Origin of the sequence: Aquidulcibacter paucihalophilus (genome assembly GCF_002105465.1) — a bacterium.
Classification (GTDB): Bacteria; Pseudomonadota; Alphaproteobacteria; order Caulobacterales; family Aquidulcibacteraceae; genus Aquidulcibacter; species Aquidulcibacter paucihalophilus.
On record NZ_NCSQ01000084.1, the window covers coordinates 94,104 to 109,523 of the forward strand.

The window sequence follows — 15,420 nt, forward strand, 5'->3', positions numbered from 1 at the left end:
AGAAGAGCAAGCTTTTGACGTCCCGGCTCGTTGCTTTGCTTCGGCGGGGGTGACATCCCCCTACGGCATCAGAACCTGCAAGCCGTTTCGCCGCCATCATCAACCAGCGTGACCGCAGAGATCGACATTTCAAAGCTGCCGCTCGATTGGATCGAGACAGGCATGCCGACAGGGCTGCCCTTTTTAAAGCAGGACAGTGGCAGAATTGCACGCATCCAGCCTTTTTGTTCGGCATGGGCCAAGGACGTGGTGATATCGATCTCATCGCGGCAATTGGGTCCGCAACCGATCGACAAAGTCACAGGGCCATTTGGGCGCGTGCCGACTTGATAGTCGATCCGGATCGCGCGACCTGCGGCCAAGGCGGCAGGGTTCAGCGCGGCAGAGGCTTCAAAGCCGAATGAGCCACCTGCTTTCCAGCGGATGGTGCGGGCATCTTCCTGCGCATTGCGGTCCAAGGCGACCACTTCGACCGAGCCGTCAGCGCTTTTGCCCTTCGCGCCAGCCAAAGTCAGACGTTGGCCCTTGCCATCGGCAGCCACCAACGTGAAGGGGGCAATGCTTTGCCCTCTGGCGAAGATCGCGACGTCATTTTCTGCATTTGGTTGGCTCAAGGCGCAGCCCTGATCTAGCTGGCTCCAAGTAGCTGTCGCACCATAGGTCAAGCCAAAGCCATAGGAGAACAACGGCTCATAATGGGTGTCACCAAGATTAAGGGCATAGGAATCACAGGCTTTTGGCCATGAGAAGGACAATTTACCCTTGAAGTCGTTTTGGACTTTGCCATCCTTGGTCTTTAACAAAACATCGGCAACCCCACCGCCTTCGCTGCCGGGCAACCAAGCAGCGACAAAAGCATTGGCGGCGTTGAGTTCCTTATTCACCCACAAAGGACGGCCAGTCAGGAAAACGGCCACAACGGGGATTTGTTCGGCTTGAAACTTCTTCAGCAAAGCCAATGGCTTGGCATCGCCATAGGTTAGGTTTTTGATGTCGCCCATGAATTCAGCATAGGGCTTTTCCCCAAATACCACGATGGCGACGTCGGGTTTCTGGCGATAGCTGCCATCGACCGAGAGAATGGCTTTACCGCCAGCAGCCTCGGCCTGTTTGGCAATGCCGGCAAAGATGGATTCAGCACCGGGGAAGTCGGCATTGGTCAAGTCACCACCGCCTTGCCAGGAGATGGTCCAGCCACCAGATTGCTTGGCGATATTGTCTGCCCCCTCGCCTGCTACCAGAATGGTCTTGCCGGGATTGATCGGCAAAACGCCGTCATTTTTCAACAAGACGAGCGATTCTTGCACGGCTTTACGGGCAACCGCCCGATGCTCTGGCGCGCCCAACAACTCAAACTTACCGCCCAATTTGCGGGCCGAGGGCGCAGGCAGATCGAACAGGCCATAACGCATTTTGACGCGCAAGATTCGGCGAACGGCATCATCCAAGCGCGTTTGCGAGATTTTGCCACTCTCCACCGCGGCCTTCGTATTGGTCAAAAGTGCCTTCCAGTCCTCGGGCACCATGAAGATATCCAGGCCGGCATTGATCGAGTCTGGGCAGTCTTTATTGGTACAGCCCGGGATACGCCCATGGCCGTTCCAGTCCCCCACGACCAGCCCGTCAAAACCCATTTCGACCTTCAATAACTCAGTCAAATAGGATTTGCTGCCATGCATCTTCTGGCCATTGATGCTGCTGAAGGAAGCCATCACCGTCTGCGCGCCGGATTTTAATGCCGCGCGGTAAGGATAGGCGTGGAGTTCAACCAATTCAGCCTCATTGCCGACGGTATCGCCCGTATCAATGCCCGCCGTGCCGCCATCACCGAAGAAGTGCTTGGCCGTAGCAATCACATGTTCTTGGCTTAGGAAGTCCGGACCCATGCCTTGCAGGCCTTCCACCATGGCCGCGCCCAGTTCCGATACAAGGCCCTTATCCTCGCCATAGCCTTCATAGGTGCGGCCCCAACGGTCGTCGCGCACCACAGCCAAAGTTGGCGCAAAGGTCCAGTCAATGCCGGTGACCTTGATTTCAGCCGCCGTGATGCGGCCAATCTCCCGGATCAGGGCAGGATCGCGCGTCGCACCCAAACCAATATTGTGCGGGAAAATCGTCGCGCCAACAACATTATTATGGCCGTGTACGGCATCGGTTGCCCACAAAACAGGAATGACGGGGCTGCCATCGGCATGGGGTGTGCGCGAGGCTTCCCAGAAAGCATCCGCCAGTTTCAACCACTCTTCCGGCTTCGAGCGCTCATTGCCGTACGGGCCGGAATTGCCACCATTCAGGATCGTCCCAAAACGATATCTGGCGACATCCTCAGGTGTAATGGTCGAAATATCGGGCATGATGAGTTGAGCGACTTTCTGCTCGACACTCATGTTGCTCATGATCTCGGTGATCCGGGTTTCGACTTTGTCTTCCTGCTGGAAACCAGACGCACATCCAGAAAGCCCGAGGGCGAGGGCGAGGATGGGGGCCGCATAGGCGCGGAACGATTTTTGGACAAAGGGCTTCATCTGGGCAAGCATCATCGATTTCGCCTTCGCTTACTGTGCTGCTGCAGTGTTTTGACGGTGGACGAACAGGCCGAAGAAGACGAGCCAAGCATAGCCCAAGATCGGCACGATCAAAGCCACCGACAGGCCGACATGATCTGCGGTAAAGCCTGTCACCAATGGCAGAATGGCCCCGCCCACAATGCCCATGCACAAGAGCGCTGCGGCCTTTGGCGTGTCCTCATCATTCAGACCAATGACGGTCTGTGAGAAGATGGTTGGGAACATGATGGAGTTGAACAAGCCAATCGACAGGATGGCGATGGCGGCAATCTGGCCCGTCAGCACCATGGCCGAAGCCGCCAAAGCAATCGCAATCACAGCAAACACCGCCAAAACTTTGCCGGCGGGGAAGCGGCTTAAAATATAAGAGCCGGCAAAGCGACCTATCATCGCCCCGCCCCAATAAAGCGCGACCAACTTACCTGCTTCTGCCTCGCTTGTGCCCAACACGCTGGCCTGGCTCAAATAATTGACCAAGACCGAACCAATGGCCACTTCGGCACCAACATAGGTGAAGATGGCAATGACGCCGAACAAGATTTTCTTATGGGCCAGCAAATGAAATCCAAGGCCCGAGGTGGCTTCGGTCTTGGTCAACGGGGGCAACAGATCGCGCTTCAAATAAAAGACAATCAGGATCAGCACCAAAACCGTCGCAATGCCCAGATAGGGGGTCTGAAGGGCTGCCGCTTCGGCCTCACGCAAAGCTGCCAAGGCATCAGGCGTGAGGGTCGAGATGTCCTTTGGAATTTCAGGCCCACCTTCCAAGATCAGCTTGGCCCCAACATAGGGGCCGATGAAGGTGCCGAAGCTGTTGAAGGCTTGCGCCAAAGTCAGGCGGGCAGAACTGGTTTCGGCAGCCCCTGCGATGGAGATCACGGCATTGGCGGCAACTTGCAGGATGGTGATCCCTGCAGCCAATACGAACAAGGCAAACAAAAAACCTGAGTAAATGCCGATATGGGTCGCCAGCACAAACAAAATGCAACCGCCAATCATGACGGCCAGACCCGCAATAATCCCGCGCATATAGCCGACTTTGGCCACCAAATTGCCCGCTGGGATCGAAAAAACGAAATAGCCCAAAAAGAAAGCCGATTGCGTCAGCATGGCTTCGGCATAGCTGAGATTATAGAGCCCGCGGAATTTGGGGATCAGAATATCGATCAAAACGGTCGCAAAACCCCAGATGAAGAACAAAGCAAGCGACATGAAGAACAAGGTTCGGTCGTTCACATTGCCCGCTTGCGGCTGTACATTCACTGCGCTTGGTCCGGCCATTTTTGGTTTCCTATCCTCAGATTATGGGTGCTTTTCGTTTCTTATTTGGTCTCGCAAACAGGCAAACCGCCCTCAGTCCCCGCACATAGCGGTATCATGTGAGCGTTCACATTTATAGACCCTAACCCAATCAATTTCCATTGTCTTGGGAAAATTCTTCGGGGAAACACCGCGAAGATTGCGGCCTTCGGGCAGATTCCCCCCAATGGCGAGGTTTAAAATCAGATAGAAGGACTGATCAAAGGGGGCTGACGGTCGGCTTGGGCTTTGAAGCGTGTGCCAGGTGGCGGGGGTCTGGGTGGCATAGGGCACCCCATCAATCGACCACACCATTTTGCTGCTATCCCAGTCCAGCGTGTAGGTATGAAAGTCGTCAAGATTGCCCAAAAGGGGCGTCGTTTTCGACAAAAAAGTATTTTTTGGCCAAGCCCCGCCATAATGTAGCGTTCCCAAAATGGTGTTTTCAACCCCCTTTTGGCAGGTCGGGCAAGGTTCACCCAGATTGACTGCCTCCATAATATCAATCTCGCCAGAGGCGGCCCAAGGCCCATAAACCTCATCGGCGGGCAGCATCCAGATCGCTGGCCACGTGCCCTGGCCTTGTGGCAAGCGGGCGCGCACCGAAATCCGGCCATAGCGCCAATCAGCCTTACCCTTTGTCGTCAGTTTCGCCGAGCTATAGGGCAATGTCACCTGCTGTTCGCGCGCTGCTTTGTGGGTGCGCTGTTCTAGCGGCAAAGCATAGCCGCGACGGCGCTCCTTGCGGGCTTGAATGACGAGCTTGCCATCCTTGATGAAGCTGTTTTCGGGCCGGTCGGTATAGCATTGCCTTTCATGATTGCCCCCACCCCAACAATCCACGGTATGGCTCCATTTGGTCCGGTCGATCTCTGGACCGTCAAACTCATCTGCCCAGACGAGCGACCATGTGGCAGGGGTTTCCACTTCTGTGGCCCCGCTTTGTGCCTCGGCCTGATTCCCAGCCCCGAGGGCAAAGGAAGCCCCGATGAACGCGAGCCTAATCGCCCGCAATCTCGCACATTTTCCCGCCCAAAAAAGACCCACAACACCCTCCCCTTTTTGGGACAGTCTGCCTTGCTCACCCCCACCTGCATAGCAACAATGCCAGTCCTCGTGCCTCAGCGACCATCCTTCCCCAAATTGTCAGCGCTGTCAATTAGGGTCTAGAGGTGGTCACGGTGAGAGGATTTATAAGGCACTGAAAGAAAAGTGGTGCCCGGAGCCGGAATCGAACCAGCGACACGCGGATTTTCAATCCGCTGCTCTACCGACTGAGCTATCCGGGCAACCTGTCGGGAGGCAGGCGTTTAGCGGATCAGATTGTCTCTGTCCACGGGGTCCTCTGCATCGGGTATGCCATTATCCTCTTCTTGAACAGGAATTGCATACGAACCATTGAGCCAACGGCCCAAATCGAGGTCGGCACAGCGCTTGGAGCAGAAGGGGCGATAGGCGTGCTCGGTGGGCTTGCCACATTCGGGGCAGGTACGACTCATGCGATCACCACCTCACATTGGGTCTGGCCGGGGCGGCCAAGGCGAAGCTGGAATTGCCCGCCAATCGTCTCGGCAATGTCTTGCCGCCAACCGATGGAATCGGCCTCCAAAAAGGCCAGCGGTGCGGCTGGGGCATAAAGAGTTACACTGCGACCCTTGGCACCTTTCAAGGCGGCGGCGAGACGGTTGATGCCGTCGATGGCCACAGTCTCTGCCGTGGGTTGGCCCGTGGCATCCAGACAGATGTCAGCCAAGGCTTGGCGGCGCTTTTGGCGGGCAATCTCGGCAATGCCAAAACGCGAAACGGGCAGGACCTCGGTTTTGGGGGCGGCAACGCCGCCATTTTTTTCTGCGTCAAAGGCACTGATGAGCGCTTTGGTTAAAGCTTCCGCATCGCCTTTACGGCGCGGTCCGGTGAAATCCACGCAGATGAGGCCGCCAAGGCCGCGCAAACGGATTTGCCGCACGATTTCGGGCACAGCGGCGAGATTGAGGCCACGGGCAAAGCGGGCCGGATCGCTGCCGCCTGTTTCGCGATTGGCGCTATCCACATCAATTGCGGTCAAGGCACGCGTACGCTCTATCGTCAGCCGGCCGCCGCCTGCGATAGGTACTTCTGGCTGCAAGGCTGCTTCATAGGCCGCATCAATCCGGTCAATCTCGTCCTCATCGGCCTCGCGCGGCTCTCCGGGCCAGCCCTGCCAAGGCGTGGCATCCTCTAAGAGACATGGGCAAGGCCCCCGGGGGGCGAGGCCTTCATAGGCGAGTGCTGGGCCCTTACCGCCTTCGGCCTCGCGCACCACACGTACCGCGACCGCCGCCCCAACGCGCAGATCAGCCTCACGCTCACGCCCAAAAGGCGCAAAGGCAGGCTCGCCCACGCCCAGATCAACAAAGGCCCCACCCATGCGTCCATCAATGGCTGTCACGCGGCCTGCATAAATCTGGCCCCACCGCACGCGGCTTTCATGGGTGGACCAACGCTCTAAGCGCAATTCCACGATCCGGTCGCGGTCAAATAAGGCAGCCCGCAATTCGCCAATGCGCTCATGAATGACAATTTCGCGCGTGGGTGGCTTCGGCGCGTTCATGACACCACCCTCTTATAACCAAAGCCCTCAAGCAACGAGACAGTCTCATAGAGCGGCAGGCCCATGACGCCCTCCCACGAGCCATGTAAATGGGTGCAAAACGCCCCAGCCAAGCCCTGAATGCCATAGCCACCGGCCTTGCCCATCCATTGCTCACTATCGAGATAAAAGCGGATCTCCGCTTCGCTGAGGCGTTTGAATGTGAGGCGGGTCTCAACCGCCCGGCTGGCCTTGGCAGCGCCGCGTTGGACGGCGACGGCGGTCGTCACGCGGTGATTGCGCCCTGACAAGAGATGGAGGCAGGCCAAAGCCTGTTCGCGTGTTTCTGCCTTGGGCAAAAGTCTGCGCCCCACCGACACGACGGTATCTGCAGCCAGAATCAAATCATGCGGGTGTTGCAGGGCGATGGCTTCGGCCTTGGCACAAGCCAGCCGCAAGCCATGCTGGCGCGCCGTTTCATGGGGCAGAGGTGTTTCGTCCAGATCAGCTGGACAAATCGTGTCGGGTACAATCCCGACTCTGGCCAGAAGCTCTTGTCGGCGCGGCGATGCGCTCGCCAGAATAAGCTTCATGGGACTTGTTTTACCGGAAACGATAGGTGACCCGGCCTTTGGTCAGGTCATAGGGGGTCATTTCGACCAGAACTTTATCGCCGGCGAGCACGCGAATGCGGTTCTTACGCAATTTACCAGCCGTGTGGCCGATAATTTCATGTTCGTTTTCAAGACGGATGCGGAAAGTGGCATTGGGTAGAAGCTCTACCACGGTACCTTGAAATTCGAGCAATTCTTCTTTTGACATTGGGTCTCCCGGCCGCAAATGACCTATTGGGCTGACTACTCAGCGTGATTGGCGCGCTCTATAGTCTGTTTTGGGGGTAAAAAGCCAGTGCTATGGGTGTTGAAGCTGTTAAACTGGGGCCTGCGTGCCACAGATAGGTCAGTTCCTCTCACAGCTCCTGTCAGTTTCCTCTGCGTCCGTCTTGCGGCATGGGCCGTTTTCGCCCATCTGAAGGGCAGAAGACCAATTAGAGAGCTTTATCCCCGTGTCCGCCTTTACCACTGAAACCGTGCTGGATGTCCAGCACTATACCGACCGCCTTTTCCGCTTCCGCACCACCCGCGCCCCAGCCTTCCGGTTTCGGACGGGCGAGTTTGTGATGATGGGCTTGGAAATTGCCGGAAAGCCATTGGTGCGGGCCTATTCGATTGCCAGCCCCAATTGGGATGAGGAATTGGAATTCTACTCAATCAAAGTGCCCGATGGGCCTCTGACGTCCAAGCTCTGCTCTATTGAAGTCGGCCAGACTGTGCTGGTCGGGCGCAAACCCGTTGGCACGTTGGTGCTCGATGCGTTGTTGCCCGGCAAAAGGCTTTATATGGTGGCGACGGGGACGGGTATTGCTCCTTTCGCCAGCCTGATCCGCGATCCTGAAACCTATGAGCGCTTTGACGAAGTTATCCTGACCCATACGTGCCGAACTTCAGATGAGCTGACCTATGGGATTGAGTTGGTCGCCAGCCTGAAAGACGATCCCTTGGTGGGAGACTATATCCAAGCCGGCAAATTGATCCATGACACGGCTGCCACGCGCGAGGCACAGGGCGCTAAAGGCCGCCTGCCCGCCCGCGTTGCTGATGGCAGCTTCTTTAAAGAACATAATCTGCCGCCGTTTAACCCAGACGAAGATCGCGGCATGATTTGCGGCTCGATGGAAATGCTCGCCTCCTGCAAGACCATGTTTGAAGAAGCAGGCTTTACCGAGGGCTCAGTCAGTCAGCCTGGGCAATTTGTCTATGAAAAGGCATTTGTCGGCTGAGCGATTGGTGCTAGGCCTCGACCATGGAGACCATCAAGCTTTGCCTCATTGTCGCGCGTGGCCGCAATCATGTGATTGGGGTCGATAATGACTTACCGTGGCGTTTGGGCAGTGACCTAAAAAACTTCAAAGCGGTCACTTTGGGAAAGCCTGTCATCATGGGCCGCAAGACGTGGGATTCAATTGGCCGCCCCCTGCCCGGCCGGCCAAATTTGGTCATCACACGCGATACGGATTTTGTGGCACCAGGTGCCAGTGTGTGGTCGAGATTGAGCTTGGCGAAAGAAGCGGCCAAAGCCATGGCAAAGGCCACCCAGCAAACCGAAATCTGTGTGATAGGTGGCGGGCAAATCTATGCCGAGGCTTTGCCCTTTGCCGACCGGCTCTATCTGACCGATGTCGATGCCGCGCCAGAAGGCCATACTGTCTTTCCAGCTCTGGATGAAAGCGCGTGGATCGAGACGTCGCGCACCCAATTTCGCGCTGGGCCAAAGGATGACCACGATTTTGTGGTTCGCATATTGGATCGGGCCGCTTAAGCCGCTTGTGTGCCCTGATAAAGACGTAGAATCTGCAGCGTCGCCCCATCATTGCCGGGCTTGCCGCCTTCATCCAATTCTTCTTGCAAGGCGACACTGTCAATTTCGGCCTGCAAGGCGCTTGCAAGCTTTTCGCCCAATACCGGATCATGGCTGCTCAACACTTCCCACAGGGTGCGTGTCATGCGCAGGGCGACATCGGCATCAATGCGAACGCCGTGTAATTGGGACTGTTCTTCTTGGGCGCGGGAATTCTGCATCTTCGCCTCCACTGTCAAACTCAAAAAAATGGTTCCGATCGAAAAAGGGATGTTTACTGTTGAACCCAACCTACGCGTAAGATAATTTACAAATAGTTGCTGAAAACTTGCATGCAAGCGCAGAAACAAATTTAATTACCTGAATGGACTTTCCCAATGCCTGAAATCCAAGCGGTTGCGCTTGCGCTTTCAGGTGCCGAGCTCATCTTGCTAAAGCCCGTCTGGACCGACATGATGGGCGCATTCAGTTCTTCTGCTAGGTGAGCAAGCCCATGCCAGAGCCAGAGTCACACGTGCCTTGGCGCGGCAGTGGTGCAACCAAGGGCCGCCAGATCGGTGCCTTAGCTGAATTCCTGATCTTGGAAGTGACCTCCCAATCCAAAGTCTATAAGCAGAAACTAGACCGCTTGTTGCGTACGGAAATGAAGATTCGCCCGCGGCATGGGGAATTTGAAGTCGAAATCCTGATCGATCTCAATCGCGACTACCCAGCCATCGACCTCGACAATGTGGCAAAAGCGGTCCTTGACGGCATTAAGGGCGCGGTTTTCTTTGATGATGCGCAAGTCATGCGCTTGGTGGTGGAAAAGCGCTGGGCAGAGTCAGAGCGGGTCCTGGTGCGAGCTTGGCCACGGGGCGATCAGGCTTAGTCCAACGCGCGTGCCCAACACCGTGGCATAGATACAATTTGTTACAACAAAGTCAGTAAAATGCCCGAATTGCCCTCGACAGACTTCGCCGTATGCGTTTGAAATATCGCGACAAGCTTCATGAGGGCGGATGATGCAAGATTGGCGCGAAGATAAGACCTTTTTCGGTGCGGCCATCGCGCTGCCGGTCATCTGGTTTATGATCTTTTTTGTTGTGCCGATGGCCATTGTTTGGGCCTATTCGGTCGGTGAAAATGTTGGTGCGGTTGATATCGCGATCACCGGTACATTTGCCAATTATGCGAAGGCCTTTTCGCCTGAAGTTCTGAAAGTCATGGGCGATTCCGTCGTCCTCGCCTTCATTACCACGATCATTTGCCTTGTGGTCGCTTTCCCTGTGGCCCTGGCCATGACCTTTGCCGACGAAAAGCAAAAGATGTGGCTTTTGCTGTTAGTCATGCTGCCCTTCTGGACCAATCTGTTGATCCGGACCTATGCGCTGATTGCCGTGATGCGCACTTCTGGCGTGATCAATTCCGGGCTCGAGGGGGTGCACGGTCTTTTGGCCCTTACCGGGCTGCCAATGGGCACGTTTGAACCCCTGCCCTTACTGTACAACAAGTTCGCTGTCGTGGTGGGCCTTGTCTATGTGCATTTGCCCTTCATGGTATTGCCGCTTTATGCCGCGCTCGACCGCTTGGACAAAAGCCTGATTGAGGCGAGCCTTGATTTGGGGGCAGGCCATTTGGAAACCATCCGCCGCATCATCGTGCCACTGGCAGCCCCCGGTATTGCGGCCGGCCTTGTGATTACCTTTATCCCGGCCCTTGGGGCCTATCTGACCCCTGACCTGTTGGGTGGGCCGGATGATCTGATGATCGCCAGCCTGATTGAACGACAATTCAAGCGCGCCAATGACTGGCCGTTTGGGGCGGCTTTGTCCTTTATCCTGATGTATATCACGCTCATTTTCTTTGCCATTCGCGCCTTTATGGAGCGCAAGGGCGGAAAGGTGGGCGCACACTAATGGCCAGGAAAGTCGCCCGCGCGCCCTTAGATTACCTCAATATGCCCGCGATGAAGGCGTGGCTGGCTGGGGTGTTTATCTTCCTCTACACGCCATTGATGATCCTGATCCTATTCAGTTTCAACGATTCCAAGGCCAATATTGTCTGGAAGGGGTTCACGCTCAAATGGTACGTCAAGGCATTTGAAAACACCCAATTGCGCGAAGCTTTACTCAACTCGCTTCTGATCGCAGGGGTTTGTACGATTGTCTCGGTTGTGCTGGGGGCCTTAATGGCCTTTGCCTTCTGGCGGTTCAAATTTCCCTTCAAGGGCCCGCTTGAAAGCGGGATGAGTTTGCCGATTGTGGTGCCTGAAATCTGCTTTGGCGTGGCGGTCTTGCTGTTCTTCGCCAAAATCGGATTCCCCAACGATCTGCCCTATCCCTTCAATCTAACCCAGATCATTTTGGCCCATGTGACCTTTGCTTTCCCCTTTGTCGCCATTGTGGTGCGGGCAAGGCTGGAGAGCTTTAATCCAGAATTGGAAGCAGCTGCCTTGGATTTGGGGGCTTCGCGCTATCAAGCCTTTCGCGATGTGATCGTGCCCCATATGAAACCCGGCCTGATCGCCGGTGGCCTTCTGGCCTTCACCCTGTCGTTGGATGATTTTGTGATTACCTTCTTTGCGTCCGGGCCTGGTACCATCACCTTCCCGGTCAAAGTCTATTCCATGGTGCGCTTCTCGGTCACGCCAGAGGTCAATGCTGCCTCTACCATCATCATTCTGATCACGGTGATCGCTACCGTCCTTGCCTTGCGCGCCCAAGCCGCTACCACCAAAGAGAGCTAAATCATGAGTGATCGTGACACCATTATTCGGGTCGAAGAAGTTACCAAGCGCTATGGTAAGGTGACCGCAGTTGACCGCGTGACGTTGGAAATCCCGCGCGGTGAGTTCTTTGCCCTCTTAGGCCCTTCCGGCTGCGGCAAAACGACCTTGTTGCGGATGTTGGCTGGCTTTGAAATGCCGAGCGAAGGCAAGATTTTCATCGACGGCGTCGATATGTCGACCATCCCGCCCAATAAGCGGCCCGTGAACATGGTGTTTCAATCCTATGCCGTTTTCCCGCATATGACGGTGTTTGAAAATGTCGCCTATGGCTTGAAGTTCGATAATGTCGCCAAGGCCGACCAATATGGTCGCGTCATGGCCGCCTTGGCCGATGTGAAGCTGGATCATCTGGCCGAGCGCAAGCCCGATCAGATGAGTGGCGGTCAACGCCAGCGCGTGGCTCTGGCCCGCGCGCTTGTCAAAAAGCCCAAAGTTCTCCTGCTGGACGAGCCGTTAAGCGCGCTCGATGCGAAACTGCGTGAAGCCATGCGCTTTGAACTGGCCGAGCTGCAAGACAAGATCGGCATTACCTTTGTGATGGTGACCCATGATCAGGACGAGGCCCTTGCCATGGCGTGCCGCTGCGCCGTGATGGACCGGGGCAAGCTGATGCAAACGGCCACACCTTCGAACCTGTATGAATTTCCTGCCAACAAATTTGTAGCCGACTTCATTGGTAGCGTAAATTTGTTTGAAGGAACCTTAGAAGTTGACGAGCCCGACCATGCCATTGTCCAGTCGGAAGAATTGGGCGGGCGGATCTTCTTTGACCATGGCGTCTCGGGTGCGGGTGGCGAGAAAATGTGGGTCGGCATTCGTCCAGAAAAGATCGAATTGCTCAAGCGTGAAGAGGGCTCTACCCCGCCGACACCTGAAGACGCGCCCTCAGGCTGCAATGTAACGGCAGGAACCATCCGCCAAATATCCTATCTCGGCAGCGAGAGCATTTATGAAATCGACTTGATCAATGGGCGGCGCATGCAGGTCTCACGTCCCAATCTGTCGCGCTGGGATCAAGAGGACTTCACGTGGGATGATGAAGTCTGGCTGCGTTGGCATGGCGATAGCCCTGTCTTGCTGCAGAGCTAGAGGCCCCTAGATGAACGCACGACCCATTCTCGGCATGATTTGTTGCCAGCGCCATGTTGGCACCGAATATGCCCAAGCGGTGATGGAGCGCTATCTTTATGGAGTCAGCCCGCATGTGGATGCGATTCCGCTCTTGATCCCTTCCCTGCCCGCTTTTGTTGACGCAGAAGCCGTGGCAGGCCGCCTCGAAGGACTGTTGTTAACGGGCTCGCCCTCCAACATGCAGCCCCACCGCTATGGCGAAGATCGTGACGATGCACCCGGGCCGTTTGATCCCAATCGCGATGAAATGGCGATGGCCTTGGCCGATGTGATGCTGAAAGCTGGTAAGCCCGTCTTTGGCATTTGCCGGGGTTTTCAAGAACTCAATGTCCATTTTGGTGGCACGCTGCGGCGCGACATGGCCGACCCAGCGCGCGCCCTCCAACATCACGCCCCCGATGGGGTCAGCTTTGATGCGATGTTTGCCCATGAGCATGACGTGACGCTTGAAGAAGGCGGGGCCATTTTGGCGGCCATCGGCCAAACCACAATCAAGGTCAATTCGGTCCATTATCAAGGCGTGGACAAACTCGGGAAAGACTTACGCGTCGAGGCCCGCGCCCCCGATGGCGTGGTCGAAGCCTTTTCCAGCACCGCCCGAGGCGGGCCTGTCCTTGCCGTGCAATGGCACCCTGAGTGGAAGCCCGAAGCCAATGAGAACAGCCGCCAACTATTTGGCTTGATGGGTCGCGTCTTGCGGGGTGGGTCGCTTTAAGGGGCGATATTGGGCGCATCAGCGTCGGGTGCACTTTCTCTATCGTGTCATCCCGGACAGCAAAGCCCAGTCGCAGACCTTGTGACGCGAGCTTCCCCCAAGGTCGCCGCTGCACCCGGCAACGCAAGCTCTCCCGCGCCCACAAACTGTCGTTTTGCCCGCAGCAAGAACCAGCTTCACTGGTAACAAACGGCTCACGGAGCTGTTACCCAAAGTTAAACTATTTGTAATTTGACCCCAAAGATTGAAAACCTAACTGACCGGCTGGAAGCCTGATTTCCAGTCGCGTTTCGCGCGACTCCTTCTTGCAACTTGGAGGCTAGATATGCGTAGAACTTTAGTGGCCGCAACGGCCGCAATCGCCCTATATTTCAGTGCCGGTTCCGCCTTGGCCAAAGATGGTGGCCTTTATGGTGGCGTATTGATTGGCAGCCAAATCGGCACCGAACGCAATGTTGATACGATTGGCACATCCGCCTTTAACACCTTGGTGCCAAATAGTGCACCGCGCCAACTGAAGCCAAAGGTCGAGGGTGTTACGTATGGTGGCGTGCTTGGCCTCAATTTCGGGAGCGATGGCGCGCTGGTTTGGGGCGTGGAAGCCGATGTGATTGGCGGCGGTGACTTTAAGTCGGCTTCATTCTCTGGTGCCCCCATTCCCGGCCTAGCCCCAGCTGGCATCACAACTTCAGCCACCAAGGAATATAGCCTACGCGGGTCGCTGCGGGGCAGACTTGGTACCTCATTGACCGACGAAATCTTTGTTTATGGCACGGGCGGTGTGGCCTTTGCCCAAGTTGAAACCAAGGCTTCGGTTGTGGCCAATGGTGCGCCGACAGTGGCTTGGAACGGGACTAATGAAGAGACCCTCACCGGCTGGACACTTGGTGCCGGGGCAGAGTTCCAGATTAATGATGGGATCATTCTGCGCAGTGAATATCTGTACACAGACCTCGGCGATAGCACAGTTACCGCCGCCGGTAATTCAACCGTGCGCGGGATCGCAGCTTTGAACGGCATCGATTATGTCGCCCGCACCGATTATCGTGGCGGCGAAGTCCGCTTGGGCCTTTTGTTTACTTTCTAAGTCACGATCCGATTGCAAATTCAGAAATCCTAGGGCCGCGTAGCACCCGCTGCGCGGCCCTTTAGGTAAGATCGGCCGACGCATGGCCTTGCGCCACAAAGTCACACGAGGCCCCCCGCTGGCAGCGCACGTCTCGGTGGGGATGGCGCTGCTTTGGATTTCTTTTTGTCTAGTAGCGGTTTGGTGACCCTTCTGGTCACCCAACCGCTTCCTCTAGCGTGATCGGGCGATTTGTCGCGTCAAATCGCCCACCAACAAGTGAGTTTGGCTTTTGGGGCAGGCACAGCCTGCACCAACGCCTTCCAGATAAAACCTTTTTCACGGTGTCATCCCGGACGGCGCTAGCCGATCCGGGATCTCGTATCGCACATGCGTAACCGGGTCCCCGCTCTGCGCTTCGCTTCGGTGGGGATGGCATTGAGGCGGCGGGGAGAGTTTTTTTATCTAGAAGCGCTTTGGTGACCCTTCTGGTCACCCAACCGCTTCATCCAGTGTGATCGGGCGATTTGTCGCGTCAAATCGCCCACCAACAAGTGAGTTTGGCCTTTGGGGCAGGCACAGCCTGCGCCAAAGCCTTCCAGATAAAAACCTTTTTCACGGTGTCATCCCGGACGGCGTGAGCCGATCCGGGACCCTGTGCCGCACAAGCACAAGGAGGTCCCCGCTCTGCGCTTCGCTCCGGCGGGGATGACATCGTTTTGGATATTTTATCTAGAAGCGCTTTGGTGACCCTTCTGGTCACCCAACCGCAACCTCAATTGTTTCTGCGACATCGGGGTAGTCAAGTGTCCGTTTTCTTCGAAAACGGACACTTGACTACCCCGATGTCGCGGCCATCCTCGATACTCCATTTTGGTGAAACAG

At 56.1% G+C, this 15,420-nt stretch carries 16 protein-coding genes and 1 tRNA gene; 8 read left to right on the forward strand and 9 right to left on the reverse strand.

What is annotated here, in order from left to right:
- Positions 1 to 68: 68 nt before the first annotated feature.
- The 8 genes from B7364_RS07790 to infA all read right to left on the reverse strand — a co-directional run bounded on the left by B7364_RS07790 (position 69) and on the right by infA (position 7,257).
- Positions 69 to 2,540, reverse strand: coding sequence for a glycoside hydrolase family 3 protein (locus B7364_RS07790; protein WP_085339453.1), 2,472 nt, complete (start codon positions 2,538 to 2,540; stop codon positions 69 to 71).
- 15 nt (positions 2,541 to 2,555) lie between these two features.
- Positions 2,556 to 3,848 carry a sugar MFS transporter gene (locus B7364_RS07795; RefSeq protein ID WP_085339454.1) on the reverse strand — a complete coding sequence of 431 codons (1,293 nt, stop codon included), beginning with the start codon at positions 3,846 to 3,848 and terminating at the stop codon, positions 2,556 to 2,558.
- Between the two features lie 72 nt (positions 3,849 to 3,920).
- A complete protein-coding gene (locus B7364_RS07800) occupies positions 3,921 to 4,913 on the reverse strand; it encodes a glycoside hydrolase family 16 protein (protein WP_198534099.1) in 993 nt (330 codons plus the stop codon).
- Between the two features lie 166 nt (positions 4,914 to 5,079).
- Positions 5,080 to 5,155: transfer RNA gene (locus B7364_RS07805), tRNA-Phe, on the reverse strand.
- Positions 5,156 to 5,176: 21 nt separating this feature from the next.
- Positions 5,177 to 5,365 carry a DNA gyrase inhibitor YacG gene (locus B7364_RS07810; RefSeq protein WP_085339455.1) on the reverse strand — a complete coding sequence of 63 codons (189 nt, stop codon included), beginning with the start codon at positions 5,363 to 5,365 and terminating at the stop codon, positions 5,177 to 5,179.
- Positions 5,362 to 6,456, reverse strand: coding sequence for a ribonuclease E/G (locus tag B7364_RS07815; protein ID WP_085339456.1), 1,095 nt, complete (start codon positions 6,454 to 6,456; stop codon positions 5,362 to 5,364). Before B7364_RS07815 ends, B7364_RS07810 begins: the two co-directional genes overlap by 4 nt.
- On the reverse strand, positions 6,453 to 7,028 hold the full coding sequence (locus B7364_RS07820) for a Maf family protein (protein WP_085339457.1): 576 nt from the start codon (positions 7,026 to 7,028) through the stop codon (positions 6,453 to 6,455). Before B7364_RS07820 ends, B7364_RS07815 begins: the two co-directional genes overlap by 4 nt.
- 10 nt (positions 7,029 to 7,038) lie before the next feature.
- Complete coding sequence (infA, locus tag B7364_RS07825; protein ID WP_085339458.1) at positions 7,039 to 7,257, reverse strand: translation initiation factor IF-1; 219 nt, start codon at positions 7,255 to 7,257, stop codon at positions 7,039 to 7,041.
- A 244-nt stretch (positions 7,258 to 7,501) separates the two neighbouring features.
- On the opposite strand from infA, the gene B7364_RS07830 reads away from it, so the two are divergent.
- Both B7364_RS07830 and B7364_RS07835 read left to right on the forward strand, forming a co-directional pair.
- On the forward strand, positions 7,502 to 8,275 hold the full coding sequence (locus tag B7364_RS07830; RefSeq protein ID WP_198534100.1) for a ferredoxin--NADP reductase: 774 nt from the start codon (positions 7,502 to 7,504) through the stop codon (positions 8,273 to 8,275).
- 23 nt (positions 8,276 to 8,298) lie between these two features.
- Positions 8,299 to 8,814: a dihydrofolate reductase gene (locus B7364_RS07835; protein WP_085339460.1), complete on the forward strand. Its 516-nt coding sequence runs from the start codon at positions 8,299 to 8,301 to the stop codon at positions 8,812 to 8,814.
- Here the strand turns inward: B7364_RS07835 and B7364_RS07840 are convergent.
- Complete coding sequence (locus B7364_RS07840; protein ID WP_157893571.1) at positions 8,811 to 9,074, reverse strand: hypothetical protein; 264 nt, start codon at positions 9,072 to 9,074, stop codon at positions 8,811 to 8,813. The two genes, B7364_RS07835 and B7364_RS07840, sit on opposite strands and share 4 nt — an antisense overlap.
- Before the next feature lie 272 nt (positions 9,075 to 9,346).
- On the opposite strand from B7364_RS07840, the gene B7364_RS07845 reads away from it, so the two are divergent.
- The 6 genes from B7364_RS07845 to B7364_RS07870 all read left to right on the forward strand — a co-directional run bounded on the left by B7364_RS07845 (position 9,347) and on the right by B7364_RS07870 (position 14,556).
- A complete protein-coding gene (locus tag B7364_RS07845; protein WP_085339462.1) occupies positions 9,347 to 9,724 on the forward strand; it encodes a RusA family crossover junction endodeoxyribonuclease in 378 nt (125 codons plus the stop codon).
- 130 nt (positions 9,725 to 9,854) lie between these two features.
- Positions 9,855 to 10,751 carry an ABC transporter permease gene (locus tag B7364_RS07850; RefSeq protein WP_085339463.1) on the forward strand — a complete coding sequence of 299 codons (897 nt, stop codon included), beginning with the start codon at positions 9,855 to 9,857 and terminating at the stop codon, positions 10,749 to 10,751.
- Positions 10,751 to 11,581, forward strand: a complete 831-nt coding sequence (locus B7364_RS07855) for an ABC transporter permease (protein ID WP_085339464.1) — start codon at positions 10,751 to 10,753, stop codon at positions 11,579 to 11,581. The genes B7364_RS07850 and B7364_RS07855 overlap by 1 nt, the downstream gene beginning before the upstream one ends.
- A 3-nt stretch (positions 11,582 to 11,584) precedes the next feature.
- Positions 11,585 to 12,712, forward strand: coding sequence for an ABC transporter ATP-binding protein (locus B7364_RS07860; protein WP_085339465.1), 1,128 nt, complete (start codon positions 11,585 to 11,587; stop codon positions 12,710 to 12,712).
- A 10-nt stretch (positions 12,713 to 12,722) separates the two neighbouring features.
- Complete coding sequence (locus B7364_RS07865; protein WP_085339466.1) at positions 12,723 to 13,469, forward strand: gamma-glutamyl-gamma-aminobutyrate hydrolase family protein; 747 nt, start codon at positions 12,723 to 12,725, stop codon at positions 13,467 to 13,469.
- A 325-nt stretch (positions 13,470 to 13,794) separates the two neighbouring features.
- On the forward strand, positions 13,795 to 14,556 hold the full coding sequence (locus B7364_RS07870; protein WP_085339467.1) for an outer membrane protein: 762 nt from the start codon (positions 13,795 to 13,797) through the stop codon (positions 14,554 to 14,556).
- The last annotated feature ends 864 nt before the right edge of the window (positions 14,557 to 15,420 follow it).

Excerpts from the sequence above, each read along its gene's own strand:
- infA (WP_085339458.1), bottom strand. The coding sequence starts at position 7,257 with ATGTCAAAAGAAGAATTGCTCGAATTTCAAGGTACCGTGGTAGAGCTT.
- B7364_RS07850 (WP_085339463.1), top strand. The coding sequence starts at position 9,855 with ATGATGCAAGATTGGCGCGAAGATAAGACCTTTTTCGGTGCGGCCATC.
- B7364_RS07845 (WP_085339462.1), top strand. The coding sequence starts at position 9,347 with ATGCCAGAGCCAGAGTCACACGTGCCTTGGCGCGGCAGTGGTGCAACC.
- B7364_RS07795 (WP_085339454.1), bottom strand. The coding sequence starts at position 3,848 with ATGGCCGGACCAAGCGCAGTGAATGTACAGCCGCAAGCGGGCAATGTG.
- B7364_RS07835 (WP_085339460.1), top strand. The coding sequence starts at position 8,299 with ATGGAGACCATCAAGCTTTGCCTCATTGTCGCGCGTGGCCGCAATCAT.
- B7364_RS07870 (WP_085339467.1), top strand. The coding sequence starts at position 13,795 with ATGCGTAGAACTTTAGTGGCCGCAACGGCCGCAATCGCCCTATATTTC.
- B7364_RS07855 (WP_085339464.1), top strand. The coding sequence starts at position 10,751 with ATGGCCAGGAAAGTCGCCCGCGCGCCCTTAGATTACCTCAATATGCCC.
- B7364_RS07865 (WP_085339466.1), top strand. The coding sequence starts at position 12,723 with ATGAACGCACGACCCATTCTCGGCATGATTTGTTGCCAGCGCCATGTT.
- B7364_RS07840 (WP_157893571.1), bottom strand. The coding sequence starts at position 9,074 with ATGCAGAATTCCCGCGCCCAAGAAGAACAGTCCCAATTACACGGCGTT.
- B7364_RS07820 (WP_085339457.1), bottom strand. The coding sequence starts at position 7,028 with ATGAAGCTTATTCTGGCGAGCGCATCGCCGCGCCGACAAGAGCTTCTG.
- B7364_RS07810 (WP_085339455.1), bottom strand. The coding sequence starts at position 5,365 with ATGAGTCGTACCTGCCCCGAATGTGGCAAGCCCACCGAGCACGCCTAT.
- B7364_RS07860 (WP_085339465.1), top strand. The coding sequence starts at position 11,585 with ATGAGTGATCGTGACACCATTATTCGGGTCGAAGAAGTTACCAAGCGC.
- B7364_RS07790 (WP_085339453.1), bottom strand. The coding sequence starts at position 2,540 with ATGATGCTTGCCCAGATGAAGCCCTTTGTCCAAAAATCGTTCCGCGCC.
- B7364_RS07815 (WP_085339456.1), bottom strand. The coding sequence starts at position 6,456 with ATGAACGCGCCGAAGCCACCCACGCGCGAAATTGTCATTCATGAGCGC.